Raw genomic sequence first — 15,777 nt, 5'->3', positions numbered from 1 at the left:
AGGGATGACAATGAAGACGCTCTATATGAAACAGAAAGTGTTTAGCTTGCGCGGACGTTTCACCATCAAGGACGCGGATGAGAACGATTTGTATGTCGTCGAAGGAAGCTTTATGAAGCTACCGAAGTCGTTCACGATTTCAGACAAGGACGGTCACGAGATTACGACGATTACGAAAAAGACGTTCAGTTTCTTGCCGAAATTTTATGTCGATGTCGAAGGTCAGGATACGATGACGATTTCGAAAGAGTTCACGTTGTTCAAGCCGCGTTACACGATCGATGCGGCCGGGATCGATATTCAAGGCGATTGGTGGGACATGGACTTCCAAGTGATGCAGAACGGTCAAGTCATCGGCAGCGTTCAAAAGAAATGGCTGTCCTGGGGTGACAGTTACGAGATTCAAGTGATGGACGAGACGATGGAGCACCTGCTCATCTCAATCGTCGTCGCCATCGATTGCGTCAAATCAGATCAAGCAGCAGCGAGTGCAGCAACATAAAGGGGAAATCTAAGGTGGAGACGCCAAATTTGTTTAAATATGCTACCAGTGAATTATCACAAGATGCATTTTTATGTTGGTTCATGGAATGGAGTCGGCCAGATTTGTTTTATATAAATCCGGAACTCCATCAAAGCGCAGTAGAGCTAATTAAAAAAATGTGTGCGAAACAAAACGTGTCGATTGGAAATATTAAATCTATAACAATTGAAAGGCAAGTCAAGGGTTTGGACATTCTTGTTATCCTCAACGATTGCATCGCTTTACTAATTGAGGATAAAACGTTCACATCAGAACATTCTAATCAATTAAATAAGTATAGGGAACAATTAAGAAAAAGGTTAGAGGGGAAACAACAAGTCTGCATTTATTACAAGATTGGTGAGCAAAGTAATTATTCAACGATTTATGCTTCTGAGTTTAATCTCTTTTCGCGTAAAGATATGTTGATGATACTTAGGAAGGGTGAGTCGAATGGTGTAACACACCCACTTTATATTGATTACCTGAACCATCTAAAAGAGCTAGAGCAAAAATACAATTCATTTGAATTTTTGCCAGTCCTAGAGTGGAGCGACTACTCGTGGCAAGGTTTTTATCAAGCTATCCAAACCGATTTGGGTGGAAAGTGGGGTAAAGTCTCAAATCCACGAGGAGGATTTTGGGGATTCTGGTGGATGAATAAGGCGAAGAACCCCTATTTTTTATTACTTGAGCAACATATCTTAACAGTCAAACTTGAAATAACAAACGGCGTCGATTTAAAACAAGAACGAGATCGAGTCATGAGTAATATTTTTGCTTATGCTCTTACCAATGGTCTTGAACTTAATCGCCCTTCTCGGCTTAGGAGCGGGAGAACGATAACCATTGCCCAGAGACCAAACTACATTCAAACGAATGAATATGGATTTTTAGATTTACAAGCAACCGTGAAAGAGTTAAAAAAGTATGAATATATGTATTGAATGAACATATGCATAAATGTTTGCCAGATAAGGGGATAGAACGATGGAATTTTGGGATGTATATGATGTGGACCGTAAGAAGACGGGGCGGACGTGGCAACGAGGCAACCGTCTCGAGATAGGTGATTATCACCTCGTCATCCACGTCTGCATCTTCAACAAGGACGGACAGATGTTGATTCAGCAACGCCAGCCGTTCAAGGACGGTTGGGCGAACATGTGGGACATCACCGTCGGGGGCAGCGCCACGGTCGGCGATACGAGCCAACAGGCGGCGATGCGCGAGCTTGAAGAAGAGATTGGGCTAAGACTAGATTTATCGGAGACGCGACCGCATTTGACGGTCAATTTTGACGAAGGCTTCGACGACATCTATCTCGTCGAGGCTGAAGTCGATTTGGATAGCCTGACGCTTCAGGAATCAGAAGTGCAGGCCGTGCAGTGGGCGGATGAGAGGACCATCCTCGACATGATCCGTTCAGGTGAATTCATCCCATATCACGAGGGGATGATTCCATTATTGTTCGCGATGCGAGGACAGTGGGGAGGAATCAATCATGTGGCAGCCGTACACGTGGATCAATGAACCGGATGAAGTAAATGCAAGTGAGCGCCTGACGTTCCAGACGTTACCAGACACCGACTTTTGGCGGAACACCCATTACGGCTTCAACCGGATGACAGCGCACGCTTTCGTTACGGACGTTTCGGCCGAACGCTTCACGTGCCGAGCGACGATTCAGATGGGGCCGAGCCATACATTCGATCAGGCCGGCATCCTGTTGTACGTCAACGACGACCATTGGCTCAAGACGTCCGTCGAGTACATCCCGGACGGACCGTCACACCTCGGGGCCGTCGTCACGTCCTTTGGTTATTCGGATTGGTCAACGCGCGATTTCCCGAACAAGGACATACAAGGACGGTTGACGTTCGAACTCGTCTATACAGATGGGGATATCGAGGTGTTCTTCGAATACGAGGATGGTACGCGTGAGCAGTTGCGGATTGCCCATCTCCACGACGTGTCGACGTTACGCGTCGGACCGTACGCCTGTAGTCCGGATACGGAGGCGCCTGGATTCACGGTCACGATTTCAGATTGGATCGTTACGGAAGCAACGACTTGAGTCATCAGTCGATGCTTTTTATCAAAATTAGGCGAGAATACTCCCGCTTCTAAACGTCGCGGGCGAAGCCCTAGTGAAAGTGGGCTATGAATCGCCAACCTCTCTTTTGGGTATAAATACCTAGAGGAGGTGAACATCTTGTTGAAGCATAAAGCGTATAAATTCCGGATCTATCCGACAAGAGAGCAGGAGGTCCTGATCGCCAAGACGATCGGTTGTTCACGCTTCGTCTTCAACCACTTCTTGGCGAAGTGGGAAGAGACCTACGAGGCGACAGGAAAAGGCTTGTCCTACGGCTCCTGTTCGAAAAAAATCCCTGTACTCAAGCAAGAGTTCGACTGGCTGAGGGAGGTCGATAGCACCTCTGTCCAAGCGAGCGTCAAGCACCTGGCCGAGGCGTGCGACCGCTTCTTCAAGAGACAGAACGGACGGCCCCGGTTCAAGTCGAAACGGAACCCGGTCCAATCCTACAAAACCAACATCCAAGGCAAGTCTCAACTTCCTGAGGTGTCGATCGTCGGGAACAAGCTCAAGCTGCCGAAGCTGAAGTGGGTCCGGTTCGCCAACTCCAGGGTTGTCGAGGGCCGGATCATTAGCGCGACGATCCGCCGGAACGCGACGGGCAAACACTTCGTCTCCCTATGCGTCGAGCAGGTGATCGACGAGCTGCCGAAGACCGGCTCAACCGTCGGCGTCGACGTCGGACTCAAAAACTTCGCCGTCCTGTCCGACGGCACGGTGTACCAAAACGACCGACACTTCCGTTCGCTCGAGAAGAAGCTCGCCCGCGAGCAGCGCAAGCTGTCGCGGCGTCGGTTCATCGCCCTGAACAAGAACGTCAAGCTGTCCGAGGCGAAGAACTACCAGAAGCAGAAGCGCAAGGTCGCCCGCATCCACGAGAAGATCACCAACAGACGTACCGACTTCCTGCACAAGGTATCGACCGAGATCGTCAAAAACCACGACGTCATCGGCATCGAGACCCTGCTGGTGAAGGATATGCAACAAAATCGCCGGCTGAGCAAGTCCATCTCCGAGGTCAGTTGGTCGGCGTTTTTCCGCATGCTCGCATACAAGGCGGACTGGTACGGCAAGACCGTCGTGAAGGTCGGAAAAACGTTCGCCTCGAGCCAGCTCTGTTCGAGTTGTGGCCATCGACACAAGGACGTGAAGCATCTCGGTCTGCGCGAGTGGACATGCCCGGGTTGCGGGATTCATCACGACCGCGATGTGAACGCAGGACTGAACCTCAAACGCGAGGCCGAGCGCATCCTGGCCTCTTCAACCGTCGGGACGACGGGGCTAGCCTGATCAGGTTCCGGTCGTCAGACCGGATGACCCAGGAATCCTCCACCTCCAAGCGAAGCGTAGGTGGGGGTAGTTCAAGTCATTTTCATTTCACTTCAAGAAAATGGTTGAATCTAGGTATGGGAAAAATTTATAATGTAATTAACGAAAGCGCTTTCGGAAAGCGTTTTCAATTTGTACGTCACTTACAGAGGCAAGGTCGATTGCGTCGTCCCTGCCTTCATTCATGCCAAAGGAGGAAATGTAATGAAGAAATGGGTCGCACTTGCACTCGGGACCGGTCTTGTCTTGTCAGCCGCACAAGGCGCATCTGCCGAAAAACCGGAGAAAAAAGACAACACGAAATGGAAGCTCGTCTGGTCGGATGAGTTCAACCAATCAAAAATTGACCAAACGAAGTGGAATTTTGACACGGGGAACTGGTTGAAGGACCAAGACGGTACGCCGGTCACACCAGGCTGGGGAAACAATGAGAAGCAATTTTACACGGACAAAAACGAAAACGCTTTCGTAAAAAACGGGAACCTCGTCATCCGTGCAAAAAAAGAACAAGTGACAGACGAACTCGGGTCATACGATTACACGTCGGCGAAGTTGACAACCAAAGGCAAGTTCAGTCAAACGTATGGCCGCTATGAGATGCGGGCGAAGCTCCCGACTGGCAAAGGGCTATGGCCGGCGTTCTGGATGTTGCCAGAACAGGACCGCTACGGTGCCTGGGCCGCGTCTGGTGAAATCGACATCATGGAATCATGGGGCAGTCAGCCGTATAAGGTCGCCGGAACGATCCATTACGGCGAGAACTGGCCGAACAATAAATATACGGGTAAAGACTATCACTTTGAAGAAGGCGACGGCATCGACAAATGGCATACATATGCGGTCGAGTGGGAACCCGGCGAGTTGCGCTGGTACGTCGATGGGGAATTGTACCAGACTCAAAACGATTGGTACTCGAAAGGCTTGAACCAAGCGACAAAATATAGCTATCCGGCACCGTTCGATCAAAACTTCTATTTGATTATGAACTTGGCCGTCGGCGGTTGGTTTGATGGAGACGTCGATGCGACGACACCATTCCCGGCCGAGATGAAAGTCGATTATGTCCGCGTCTTCGATTTGAAAAACCGCGACTATCGCGAAGCGGTCGAACCGGTGTATACGGATGAAACAATCGTGCTTCCGGACGGAGCGAAACAACCGACTGAAGACGGCAACCTCGTCTACGATCAAGATTACACTGAGCCAATCACGACCGTGACGAACGGTTCGCAGACGCTCGACCCTGTGAATTGGAACTATGTGGCGTTACCCGATTTTGGTGGGGCCGGATCCATCGACGTGATTGAGCAGGCAGGTTCACGCTTCGCGGATATCTCGATCACGCAAGCCGGCAGTCAGCCTTACTCGCACCAATTGATTCAAAACGTGTCACTCGGCAAAGGCGGTCACTATAAAGTGACGTTCGATGCGAGTGCCGACTCGGCCCGTTCGATTGCTGTCAAAGTCGGCGGCGGACCAGACCGCGGTTACGCCAAGTATTCGGATGAAGGCTCGTTCGATTTGACGACCGACGTCCAGACGTACTCGATGACGTTCGACATGACGGAAGACACAGATCTCGCGGCACGCCTCGAGTTCAACGTCGGACTCAGCACGGCAGGCGTTCAAATCGGGAACGTCCGTGTCGAACAGACACCGCGTGAAGCACTCGACCCGAATGCGACGAAACCGGTGCTCGGAGACGGGAACCACGTCTATAACGGCACGTTCGACCAAGGGGCGATGGACCGGTTGACGTACTGGCAGTTCGACCCAGGCGCGACGAAAGGGACAGGCACAGTTGACGAGGAAGCCCGTCATTTTGAGTTCGTCACGAACAAGAAAAAAGGCCAACCGGCGACACTCGTCCAAAACGGCATTCAATTGACAGAAGGCCGTGAGTACGTGCTCCGCTTCAACGCCAAGTCAGAACGCATCAAATCGCTTCAAGTCGGCTTGAACGGATTGGACGGAGACGCGTATCTCCCGCTCCAAGACGTGTCGTTGACACGTAAGTTCAAAGCAATCGAGATTCCATTCACGATGGGACAAGAGACGGACTTGTTGAGCCAACTCCAATTTGTCCTCGGCTCTACCAAAGGCACAATCACACTCGATGATGTGCAATTATTCGATGTGACACCGATTGAGGTCGATCCTTCACCGCTCAAGAACGGTTCGTTCACAGAAGGGTTGACGCATTGGGGCTCGTACGTCCACTTTGACGCCCAAGCGGCGGTCGAAGCGGTGAACGAGGCGGCTCAGTTGTCAATCACGCAAGAAGGACAAGAGCCATGGAGCGTGCTCATGGAGCAAGGCGGCCTCGAGTTGCATGCAGGTCAAACGTACGTCGTACGCTTTGATGCTTCGTCGACAGTGGCCCGCAACATGGAAGTGACGATCGAGAACGCGGCATATACGCGTTACTTGAGCGAAATCGTCCAAGTCACTCCTGAGACGAACACATATGAGTTCGAGTTTGTTATGGGCCAGACGGACATGACAGCAATGAAATTCTTGCTCGGCCGCACGGACGGCTCGCCGCTCGGCGCGCACGATGTGACGATTGACAACGTCAGCGTGACCGTAAAATAATCGAAAATAAGAGCGCCTCGCATGCATGCGAGACGCTTTTTTTGCGTTTAAGACTCTCGTTTTCGACTGATCAGCCGTGCTGTACGCATCAAGGACGGGAGTAACTTCCGTCGCTTGCGGATGGCCAAATATCTGGCTTCCCACGTCGGTTTGAACTTGTGTTTGAACTGACGGAGTCCACTGAACGGATAGATGTAACTGATGTTCTCGAAGATGTCGGCCGCAATTCGCTCCGGCCAGTACGCGAACGGTTGCTCACCGACCGAGGCGAGCGGTGCCATGCCGAGACCGACATGGGCGTAGTCATTGGCCCGAGCCCACTCGATCACATGCAGAATCAGCACTTCGATCGATCCGGGCAGGGCGTCACCGTGAGAGCGCATCAAATCGATGGAGACGGTGTCACTGCCGCGGAGCAACGTGATGAAGGCGACGACTTCTCCCGTCTCGTCACGAAGCAGGGCGACCGGATAGTGGGACAAGGCCTGCTCGTTGAAAAAGCCGAGCGAGAACCCTTTCTCGCCTCGATTACCGAGCCAATCATCCGAGATGCCGTGCAGTGACGCAATCAGCTCGGGCGACGGGTCCATGACGATGTCGGCCGTGTAGCCCCGCTTCGTGAATTGATTATGGAGCGAGCGCATGTTGGCGCGCTTTTTACCAGTGAGCGAAAACGTGGCGACGTCGACCGTCGCCTCTTCACCGAGTTTGAAGAACGTGAAACCGGCGTCGTGCAGGCGCGGCATCCAGTCCGGGGTGACTTGATAAAAGAGCGGGATATAGCCGAGCCGGTCCGTCTCTTCGATAAAGGCGAGCAACAGGTGTGATGCGGCGTCTCGCGCTCCTTGCACATCCCCGAGGACGATGGCGTGATTGCCGGATTCAGCGAACAAGAGACACGCCTCGTCGTTTGGCCCATAGTAGACGAGCTTATCGTTCATATAGGCCAAATCGAACGTGCTCGTCGTCGCATGCGTGGCTTGAAACGCCGCGAAGCGGGACGGTTCGAACGACGTGCCGAGCTTCGGACGTTTCAACCGGTTGAACAGCGTGAAGATGCCAATCAACAGCAGTCCGGACAAGACGACGGCGGCGAGGCTCAACCCGGCGGCAGCTTCCGGGTCGAAGAAAATCGTGTCGGTCTGACTGAACGACTGCAGCAGGAACGCGTGCGTGCCGACGTAGAGGCCGACATAGGCGACGTTGCGGACGAAACGGCTGACGGTCACGATGGAGCGATAGCGTTTGTGTTGGGTCCGGGTCAACCAGACGAACAAGGCGAACCCACCGACGACGAACGCTTCAAACAGATTGAAGCCGCGTGCGATGACACCGATACTGGCAATGAAAACTGCGACGCCGACGAGCCAGAGCACGCGTTTCGTCCTGATGTACATCCCGAACGTGGTCAGTAGCGTCAACAGACCGGCGGTGAACAGCGCGAGCGTGCCGACCCACTGTAACCAGAGGGCGGTCGAATAGAGCGGTGACACGCTCGGTAACAGCGTCTGGAACCACAAGACGAGACTCGTCATCAATGCGATCAGGCTTCCGGCGAGCCGTCCGGTCTTGGCGAGTGTGCGCGACACGATGCGCCAGACGACGGTTCCGATTTCATAGGACGACCCGATGATCGGCTTATACTCGATCTGTTTGACGACCTGGTCCCCGAAGACGAGCGCCGCCAAGAACAGGCCGATCATGAACGGGACGATGAAGTAGACGAAGCGATAGACAATCAAGGAAGACAAGACGATCTCTTGGTCGATACCGAGCTGGGTCATCCCGACGAGGTATAATAGATCAAACGAACCGACACCACCCGGGACGAGCGAGACGACCCCGACGATGGTCGCGACGATGAAGACGCCCATCATGGCCGCGAGCGGTGCTTCGCCTCCGAGAAAATGCAGGGCATACAAGGCGACGAGTCCGGCGGTCACCCATTCGGCGAGCGACGTCGCGATATAGCCGAGCAATGTCGACCAATCTAAGTTCGACCGCTTCCGCGTCACATAGATATAGAGCGGTAGGACGGCGAGTGTCGCGAGGAGCACGGGCCAAATCCACTGTTTTGTTTCGGTGAGCGCGCTAGCCGGGAAGAGCCCGAGCAGCACGCCTGCGGCAAGCAACGACAAGCCGCTGATGAGCGTCGGGGTCATCCAACCGATGGCCCGAAGCAAACGCAACGTGTCCGTATATGGACGATACAGCGACGTCCGGAGCGCGATGCCGATGACGCCGCCAAACCCGATCATGCCGTTCATCGCGTTAGTGATCCATGCCGCGCGAAGCAGCTTCGAGAGCGGGATATGGACGTCGAGCGAGCGCAGTAAAAAGTAGTCGTATCCGGTCATCGTCAAGACGGCGACGAGGCCGAGTCCGATCAAGGCGATTTGTTCGAAGCCTGTCAACGCCTCTAACGTTTGAAACGCCGCGGCGAGCGACAGGTTTTGGAGCTCCTGGCCGCTCTGATAAAGAATCAGTCCAATCAATAGGAATGGAAGCAACCATTTCAGTTGTTTCCAGGAAAATCGCTTTTGCATCGTATGTACTCCTTCTGACTTGATTAGCTAAAGTGTACTCAATCGAGTCGCGTAATCATAGTACGAGTCAAAGGGGGAGACGGATTCAAAATCAATGAGATTCGTGAATCGCGGGAATGTAGACTGTAAGGGCAAGAAACAGGACGAGTGAACGAAAATCAATCTGATACATTGGAACAAAGGGGGTGGACTGAGATGCTGACGTTTGAAGAGAAGTGGGAGAAAGTGCTCGCCTGTGACGCGGCGTATGACGGACAGTTTTATACCGCGGTCAAGACGACCGGGATTTACTGTCGGCCCTCGTGCCGCTCGCGGAAGCCGAAGCGGGAGAATGTCGATTTTTATGAGACGAAAGCGGAAGCGGAGTCGTCCGGCTTTCGGCCGTGCAAGCGATGTCAGCCCGAGGTCGACCGTAGTCCGGCGAGCGCGCTCGTCCATGACGTGACGGCGTTCGTGCTCACGCATTACAAACGACCGCTCAAGCTCGAGGAGATTGCCGAGCACGTCAACTTGAGCCCGTTCTATGTCGAGCGGACGTTCACGCAAGCGACGGGCGAGACGCCGCGCCGTCTGCTCGAAAAGGTTCGCATCGACAAGGCGGCTCATCTGTTGCGGACGACGGACATGAGCAATCTCGCCATCTGTTATGAGGTCGGCTTTCAAACCCCATCCAACTTTTATCGCGTCTTCCGACGGCTAAAGGGATGTTCACCGAGCATGTATCGAAAGGGGGAAGCCGATGAGCCGCTCATCGTTCGAGATCCACGTCACCGCTCCGTTTGATTTTCAGCAATGTCTGCTATTTTTACGACGCTCAAACGATGAAGTGATGCATGTGGCCCGCGAAACGTCCGTCTCGAAGCTGTTCGACGTCGAGGGAAGGTTGTTGCTAGGGGATATCATGGAGACGGCTCATGGCCTCGTCATCGCATTTTCGGAAGACGACATCACGAGCTCGGAACAGAAACACGTGGAGCGCTACGTCCGCGACTGGTTCGACCTCGACCAAGACGTCGCGGCGTTCGTGCGGATGGCCGAGACGGATGAACTGTTGCGTCCGCTCGTCCGAGAGTACGAGGGGCTGCGCCTGATCGGGTTCCCGGACTTGTTCGAGGCGCTCGCGTGGGCCGTCATCGGCCAACAAATCACGCTGTCATTCGCCTATACGTTGAAACGACGGTTCGTCGAGCAATATGGACCATCCCGTGAAGTGGACGGCGTGACGTACTGGGCTTTCCCGACCCCAGAGACGATCGCGCTCCTCGACCCGAGTGAACTGAGACAGCTTCAATTCAGCACCCGGAAAGCAGAATATATCATCGGCATCGCCCAGGAGATGACGGACGGACGATTGTCGAAACAGCAGTTACGCAACGAGCCACCCGACGTGATCCATGAACGGTTGTTAAGCTTACGCGGTGTCGGGGAGTGGACGGCCGCGTATGTCCGGATGAAGTGTTTCCAAGATCCGACGGCGTTCCCGGCTGCGGACGCTGGTCTGCATCAGGCGTTGAAGCATCATCTTGGGCGAAGCGACAAGTTGACGGCAGACGAAGTGAGGCAGTACGGGGAACGCTTTGCCGGATGGGAAGCGTACGCCACATTCTATTTATGGAGGTCATTGTATGGAGACGTATAGACTGGACTATGTGAGTCCGATTGGCATTCTGGAGATGGTCGGGACAGAGACGGCCATCCGCTCCATCCTGTTCGTCGAACGCGATGATGTCCGCTTTGAAGCGGAGGAGATGACGCCGGACGTGTTGACTACGTGCCACCGAGAAATCGAGGAGTATTTCAACGGACGTCGCCAATCGTTCACGTTCCCGTTTGAAGTCGAGGGGACGGTGTTTCAACAGGAAGTGTGGCAGGCGCTGGTCATGATTCCATACGCCGAGACGACCTCGTATCGCGAACTGGCCGTGACACTCGGCCGGGACCGCGCCGTGCGGGCCGTCGGCAGTGCCAACGGGCGCAACCGGTTGAGCATCGTCCTCCCGTGCCATCGCGTCATCGGATCGAACGGGACGTTGACTGGCTATGCGGGCGGCCTCTGGCGAAAGGAATGGCTGCTTCGACACGAGCAAGCCAACGCATATTCAGGCCTGGTAAAAAAACATCTACCCTTCCATATCTGATACAATGGAGAAGTCCTATCGTGACGTCTGAATCGACGTAGTGGTCTAGGACGATTCTCGTCACTCAGGAGCAATTTTTGGAGGGTACCATGATAAAATTACTAGCAGATTCAACTTGCGATTTATCCGATGAGATTTTAGCAAAATATGAGATTGGCGTCGCGCCGCTCATCATTACGATTGACAACAAGTCGTATGAGGACCGTGTCGACATCCAGCCCGATGAGTTTTACGGAATGTTGGAAGCGCTACCGGAATTCCCGACGACGGGGATGCCGAGCCCAGCGACATTTATGAAGCTGATGGAAGAGGCCGTCGAGAGCGGACATGACGAGATTCTATGCATCTGTATGTCGAGCGGGACGAGCGGGTCGTATCAATCGGCCGTGCTCGGAAAAGAATATTTCGAAGAGGCACATCCTGATTCGACGGTGAAAATTCATATCGTCGACTCTCGTTCGATGAGCCACGGCAGCGGCTGGTTGTTAATGAAGAGCGCCCAGATGCGTGAAGCCGGGGCGACGTTCGAGGAGCTCGTTGACTTCAACGAGAAGTATAAGCTGAAAGTGAAGCACTTCTTGTCGGTCGACGACTTGGACCATTTGATTAAAAGCGGCCGCATCTCGAATGCTAGCGCCATCATCGGCAAGCTGTTGATGGTCAAACCGATCATGAGCATGAAGAATGGCAAAGGGGCCATTGTCGCCAAAGAGCGCGGAACTCGTAAAGTGCTCAAGCACTATACGGACGAGTTCATCAAACGTTGCGACAAGGACATCACCAATTTTGTCATCATCGGCTATACGTCGGATCAAAAGATTGCTGAGAACTTGAAGGCGAAGATTCAAGCTGAATCCGATTTCAAGGGCGAGATTTACCTCATGCAGATGGGCGTCTCGGTCGGGACGCACGTCGGCCTTGGGGCCATCTCGATGTTCTTTGTGGAGAAATAAAACGTAAGCCGTCTCAATTAAGAGGCGGCTTTTTCTGTGGATAACGTTATCTACAGGCAGGGACGGTCCAGACGCGTTCCACGGACCAAGAGTTATCCACAATGTCGAGGCGATAGACGTCGGGATTGCTAAGTGTACGCCACGTGTCGAAGTCGAAGCGGTTATCCACATGTTGAAGAAGTAGCGCAAGCAGGTTGCCGTGTGTCACGAGGACGGTCGTGCCGTTTACGTCGTCGAGTGAAGTGATGACGCTCAAAATCCGGTGCGTCGCATCTTGACCTGACTCGGCACCTGGCACACGGAACGAGGCATCGGTGAACGAATGACGGAGCAACTCGAACCAATCGTCGCGCGGCTCAAGCGAGAGGATGCGTTCGCGCAACTTCGGCTCCGTCTCGATGGTCAGCTGTTTGGACGTGGCGAGTGGTGCAATCGAGGCGATGGCTCGCGTATAGTCGCTCGAGATGATGCGGTCGACGGGAATGTCTCGAAAGAAGTCAGCGAGGGCGAGTGCTTGTTGTTCGCCGGCTTCAGTGAGTGGGGCGTCCGGCTCTTGGCCAGTCGCCGAGCAATGACGGATGAGATAGAACGTAGACATAAAGTTCCTCCTTGATCATTTTTATGCAGAAGATAATAATGAAATATATGTAAAATAAAATACTGGTATTGAAATTATTTGAATTTAGTATAAATCATGTTGGAGGTACATATGACTCATTTTACAGAACAACTCAAAAATTCGTTAGAAAAGGGGTTCATTGATAAGCATCATCATCACGTGAGTCCATTTAAACCTGAGTTATTAATGAATGAAAAACATAAACGACAAGATGTACTCACTTCGCTTCTAGACGAACTAAAGGGATGCCAATCTTTCTTATTCTCTGTTGCGTTTATTACGGAAGCTGGCTTAGCTACGTTAAAATCTACGCTTTCCGACTTACATGACAAAGGTATCCGTGGAAAAATCATGACCTCAACGTACCAATACTTTAATCAACCTAAAGTCTTTAAAGAACTATTAAAACTGAAGAATGTAGATATTCGCATTTCAGAAGTTGAGGCATTCCACTCTAAGGGATACATTTTTCAACACGAAGAGTACTACTCATTAATTGTTGGAAGCTCTAATTTGACGTCTGGAGCGTTAAAGACAAATTACGAGTGGAATCTGAAGTTGACCTCTCACGAGAATGGAGAAATTGTCGGACACTTCCTCGATCAGTTTGAAGAAATGTGGAGTGTTTCAGTTCCATTGACACTTGAATGGATTTCAGCTTACGAACGTTCGTATCGTCCAGTCTTCGGAGAACGTGTAGCTGAATTTCCAGACTCGTATGGAGTAAATCGATTAAAAGAAGCGTTACAGGTAGAACCTAATTCGATGCAACTAGCAGCTTTAAATGGAATCGAGGCCGTTCGTGCGCATGGAAATACAAGAGCGCTCGTCGTATCAGCGACGGGCACGGGAAAAACATATTTAGCCGCTTTTGATGTTCGTCGCTATCGACCGAAGCGAATGCTATTCGTAGTGCATCGCGAACAGATTTTGCAAAAAGCAAAGAATGATTTTCATCGAGTCATTGGTGGTGATGAAAGTGATTTTGGTATCCTGTCAGGTTCGAGCCGAGCAATGGGGGCTAGGTATGTCTTTGCAACGATCCAAACAATTTCTAAACAAGAAACATTAGATCAGTTTGACCGAGACGCATTTGACTACGTATTGATTGATGAGAGTCACCGAGCAGGAGCGGTTACATATCAACGAATTATAGAACATTTCACACCACAATTTTTATTAGGAATGACAGCAACTCCTGAACGTTCAGACGGATATGATTTATTTAAGTTGTTTAATTACAACATTGCATATGAGATTCGGTTACAAGAAGCGCTTGAAGAGGACATGTTGTGTCCTTTCCACTATTTTGGAGTGACAGATCTTGAAGTGAGTGGAAATCAAGTTGAGTTTGATGTATTCACTCAGCTCGTGTCAGAGGAGCGTGTAGAACGGATTATCGAGAAGATTGATTACTATGGTTTTTCTGGAGAGCGTTTATGTGGTTTGATGTTCTGTAGTTCAAAACGAGAAGCGAAACGACTTTCTGAGGAATTGAATCATCGAGGTTTTAGAACATGTGCTTTAACGGGAGATGATTCGCAAGAAAAGAGACGAGTTGAAGTGACTAATTTGGAAGAGGGTCGTCTAGATTACATTTTAACAGTTGATATATTCAACGAAGGTATTGATATTCCAAGCATTAATCAAGTCGTCATGTTGCGACAGACAGAATCAAGTATTATTTTTATTCAACAACTAGGACGGGGATTAAGAAAACACAGCTCAAAACAATACGTGACCGTTATCGATTTCATTGCTAACTATAAAAATAACTATTTGATTCCAATCGCTTTATCCGGAGACCGCTCTCAAAATAAAGATTCGATTCGGAGAAAAGTGATCGATCGTAGCTATATTTCTGGTACGTCGACTATTAATTTTGAAGCCATCGCAAAAGAGCGAATTTACGAATCGATTAATCAAGCAAAACTAACGGACTTAAAAGTGTTAAAAGAGGCTTATCACAATTTGAAAAACCGTTTAGGCCGACCTCCGATGCTAAGTGATTTTGTTGAACATTATTTAATGGATCCAATTGTTATTGGAACAAAGAAGGGTCATTACGGTGCCTTTTTGAATATAGTGGAGCCTGATCTCCCTGATCTTCCTTCCATTCATTCGAAAGTTCTGTTGATGGTGACCCAAGAGTTATTATCAGGAAAACGAGTACATGAGGCATTGTTAATGCAACTTCTGTTGGAGCAGGAAAGTTTGAACAAACAAGATTTTATTAATCGCTTGCGTGAGCAGGGCATCCGAAGTGATAAAGCTACCATTCACTCTTTAGAAAACGTATTATCACTAAACTTCTTTAAAGATGCTGATCGATTGAAGTATGGAGGACACGCCTTAATTTCTTGGGAAGGTGAGGTGTATAGATTCTCATCTCATATGCACTCTTTATTAAAAGATGAATGGTTCACTCAGCTGTTTAAAGATGTATTAACAGCTTCCTTAGCTAGAGGTCAACGATACGATCAAACAAAACCATTAACCCGACTTGAAAAGTACACGAGGAAAGATGCTTGCCGCCTATTAAATTGGGATAAAGAAGAACAATCGACGATGTATGGCTACAAAATAAAACATCAAACTTGTCCGATTTTTGTCACATACCGTAAGGGTGAAGACGTTGAAGCTAGCGTCAATTATGGAGACTCCTTTATTAATCCAGAAGTGTTTCATTGGTATACGAGAAGCAGAAGAACGACAAAATCGGAAGAAGTACGTAAAATCATTGAAGCACAGGAAAGAGAAATCGATATTCATCTCTTTGTGAAAAAGGATGATGATGAAGGCGGAGATTTCTACTATTTGGGGGAAGTCAAACCGGATCGCGAATCTGTTCAAGATACGACAATGCTGAATCAAGACGGACAGGAATTGTCTGTTGTTACGATGAACTTACTCCTCCAAGAACGTGTCGATCAACAAATTTACGACTACTTACACGAACAAACACATTAATAAAAG

13 protein-coding genes are annotated in these 15,777 nt (G+C 50.6%); 11 read left to right on the top strand and 2 right to left on the bottom strand.

The features are described from left to right. The first annotated feature begins 10 nt into the window (after positions 1-10). The 6 genes from KNP86_RS11945 (at position 11) to KNP86_RS11920 (ending at position 6,545) form a co-directional block, all read left to right on the top strand. The gene (locus tag KNP86_RS11945; protein ID WP_251130511.1) at positions 11-502 is read left to right on the top strand and encodes an LURP-one-related family protein; all 492 of its coding nucleotides are present in this window, start codon (positions 11-13) and stop codon (positions 500-502) included. A gap of 14 nt (positions 503-516) precedes the next feature. After that, the gene (locus KNP86_RS11940) at positions 517-1,470 is read left to right on the top strand and encodes a PD-(D/E)XK nuclease family protein (protein WP_214754480.1); all 954 of its coding nucleotides are present in this window, start codon (positions 517-519) and stop codon (positions 1,468-1,470) included. A 43-nt stretch (positions 1,471-1,513) separates the two neighbouring features. Further along, complete coding sequence (locus tag KNP86_RS11935) at positions 1,514-2,056, top strand: NUDIX hydrolase (RefSeq protein WP_214754478.1); 543 nt, start codon at positions 1,514-1,516, stop codon at positions 2,054-2,056. Beyond that, the gene (locus KNP86_RS11930) at positions 2,028-2,600 is read left to right on the top strand and encodes a DUF1349 domain-containing protein (protein ID WP_214754476.1); all 573 of its coding nucleotides are present in this window, start codon (positions 2,028-2,030) and stop codon (positions 2,598-2,600) included. Before KNP86_RS11935 ends, KNP86_RS11930 begins: the two co-directional genes overlap by 29 nt. 138 nt (positions 2,601-2,738) lie before the next feature. Beyond that, positions 2,739-3,911, top strand: coding sequence for an IS200/IS605 family element RNA-guided endonuclease TnpB (tnpB, locus tag KNP86_RS11925; RefSeq protein ID WP_214754474.1), 1,173 nt, complete (start codon positions 2,739-2,741; stop codon positions 3,909-3,911). A 243-nt stretch (positions 3,912-4,154) separates the two neighbouring features. Next, positions 4,155-6,545, top strand: coding sequence for a carbohydrate binding domain-containing protein (locus KNP86_RS11920; protein WP_214754472.1), 2,391 nt, complete (start codon positions 4,155-4,157; stop codon positions 6,543-6,545). 47 nt (positions 6,546-6,592) lie between these two features. Here KNP86_RS11920 and mprF read toward each other — a convergent pair whose 3' ends face one another. After that, positions 6,593-9,091, bottom strand: a complete 2,499-nt coding sequence (gene mprF / locus KNP86_RS11915; RefSeq protein ID WP_214754470.1) for a bifunctional lysylphosphatidylglycerol flippase/synthetase MprF — start codon at positions 9,089-9,091, stop codon at positions 6,593-6,595. 195 nt (positions 9,092-9,286) lie between these two features. Between mprF and KNP86_RS11910 the strand changes: the two genes are divergently transcribed. The 4 genes from KNP86_RS11910 (at position 9,287) to KNP86_RS11895 (ending at position 12,182) form a co-directional block, all read left to right on the top strand. Beyond that, positions 9,287-9,874, top strand: coding sequence for a bifunctional transcriptional activator/DNA repair enzyme AdaA (locus KNP86_RS11910; RefSeq protein WP_214754468.1), 588 nt, complete (start codon positions 9,287-9,289; stop codon positions 9,872-9,874). After that, positions 9,831-10,730, top strand: coding sequence for a DNA-3-methyladenine glycosylase family protein (locus tag KNP86_RS11905; protein ID WP_214754466.1), 900 nt, complete (start codon positions 9,831-9,833; stop codon positions 10,728-10,730). Before KNP86_RS11910 ends, KNP86_RS11905 begins: the two co-directional genes overlap by 44 nt. Continuing rightward, on the top strand, positions 10,717-11,229 hold the full coding sequence (locus tag KNP86_RS11900) for a methylated-DNA--[protein]-cysteine S-methyltransferase (RefSeq protein ID WP_214754464.1): 513 nt from the start codon (positions 10,717-10,719) through the stop codon (positions 11,227-11,229). The genes KNP86_RS11905 and KNP86_RS11900 overlap by 14 nt, the downstream gene beginning before the upstream one ends. Positions 11,230-11,318: 89 nt before the next feature. Further along, a complete protein-coding gene (locus KNP86_RS11895; protein ID WP_029596408.1) occupies positions 11,319-12,182 on the top strand; it encodes a DegV family protein in 864 nt (287 codons plus the stop codon). A 46-nt stretch (positions 12,183-12,228) separates the two neighbouring features. Here the strand turns inward: KNP86_RS11895 and KNP86_RS11890 are convergent, their stop codons facing one another. Then, positions 12,229-12,780 carry a histidine phosphatase family protein gene (locus tag KNP86_RS11890; RefSeq protein WP_214754462.1) on the bottom strand — a complete coding sequence of 184 codons (552 nt, stop codon included), beginning with the start codon at positions 12,778-12,780 and terminating at the stop codon, positions 12,229-12,231. A 111-nt stretch (positions 12,781-12,891) separates the two neighbouring features. On the opposite strand from KNP86_RS11890, the gene KNP86_RS11885 reads away from it, so the two are divergent. Continuing rightward, a complete protein-coding gene (locus KNP86_RS11885) occupies positions 12,892-15,771 on the top strand; it encodes a DEAD/DEAH box helicase (protein ID WP_214754460.1) in 2,880 nt (959 codons plus the stop codon). The last annotated feature ends 6 nt before the right edge of the window (positions 15,772-15,777 follow it).

Origin of the sequence: Exiguobacterium sp. s16, from assembly GCF_018618115.1 — a bacterium.
In the GTDB taxonomy this organism is placed as follows: Bacteria; Bacillota; Bacilli; order Exiguobacteriales; family Exiguobacteriaceae; genus Exiguobacterium; species Exiguobacterium mexicanum_A.
The sequence above is the reverse complement of the archived record's forward strand: the minus strand, read 5'-3'. Positions and strand labels throughout refer to the sequence as shown.

Bases quoted from the DNA above. Each gene is read 5' to 3' on its own strand.
- KNP86_RS11945 (WP_251130511.1), top strand. From the start codon at position 11: ATGAAGACGCTCTATATGAAACAGAAAGTGTTTAGCTTGCGCGGACGT.
- KNP86_RS11935 (WP_214754478.1), top strand. From the start codon at position 1,514: ATGGAATTTTGGGATGTATATGATGTGGACCGTAAGAAGACGGGGCGG.
- KNP86_RS11930 (WP_214754476.1), top strand. From the start codon at position 2,028: ATGTGGCAGCCGTACACGTGGATCAATGAACCGGATGAAGTAAATGCA.
- KNP86_RS11920 (WP_214754472.1), top strand. From the start codon at position 4,155: ATGAAGAAATGGGTCGCACTTGCACTCGGGACCGGTCTTGTCTTGTCA.
- mprF (WP_214754470.1), bottom strand. From the start codon at position 9,091: ATGCAAAAGCGATTTTCCTGGAAACAACTGAAATGGTTGCTTCCATTC.
- KNP86_RS11910 (WP_214754468.1), top strand. From the start codon at position 9,287: ATGCTGACGTTTGAAGAGAAGTGGGAGAAAGTGCTCGCCTGTGACGCG.
- KNP86_RS11905 (WP_214754466.1), top strand. From the start codon at position 9,831: ATGAGCCGCTCATCGTTCGAGATCCACGTCACCGCTCCGTTTGATTTT.
- KNP86_RS11900 (WP_214754464.1), top strand. From the start codon at position 10,717: ATGGAGACGTATAGACTGGACTATGTGAGTCCGATTGGCATTCTGGAG.
- KNP86_RS11895 (WP_029596408.1), top strand. From the start codon at position 11,319: ATGATAAAATTACTAGCAGATTCAACTTGCGATTTATCCGATGAGATT.
- KNP86_RS11890 (WP_214754462.1), bottom strand. From the start codon at position 12,780: ATGTCTACGTTCTATCTCATCCGTCATTGCTCGGCGACTGGCCAAGAG.
- KNP86_RS11885 (WP_214754460.1), top strand. From the start codon at position 12,892: ATGACTCATTTTACAGAACAACTCAAAAATTCGTTAGAAAAGGGGTTC.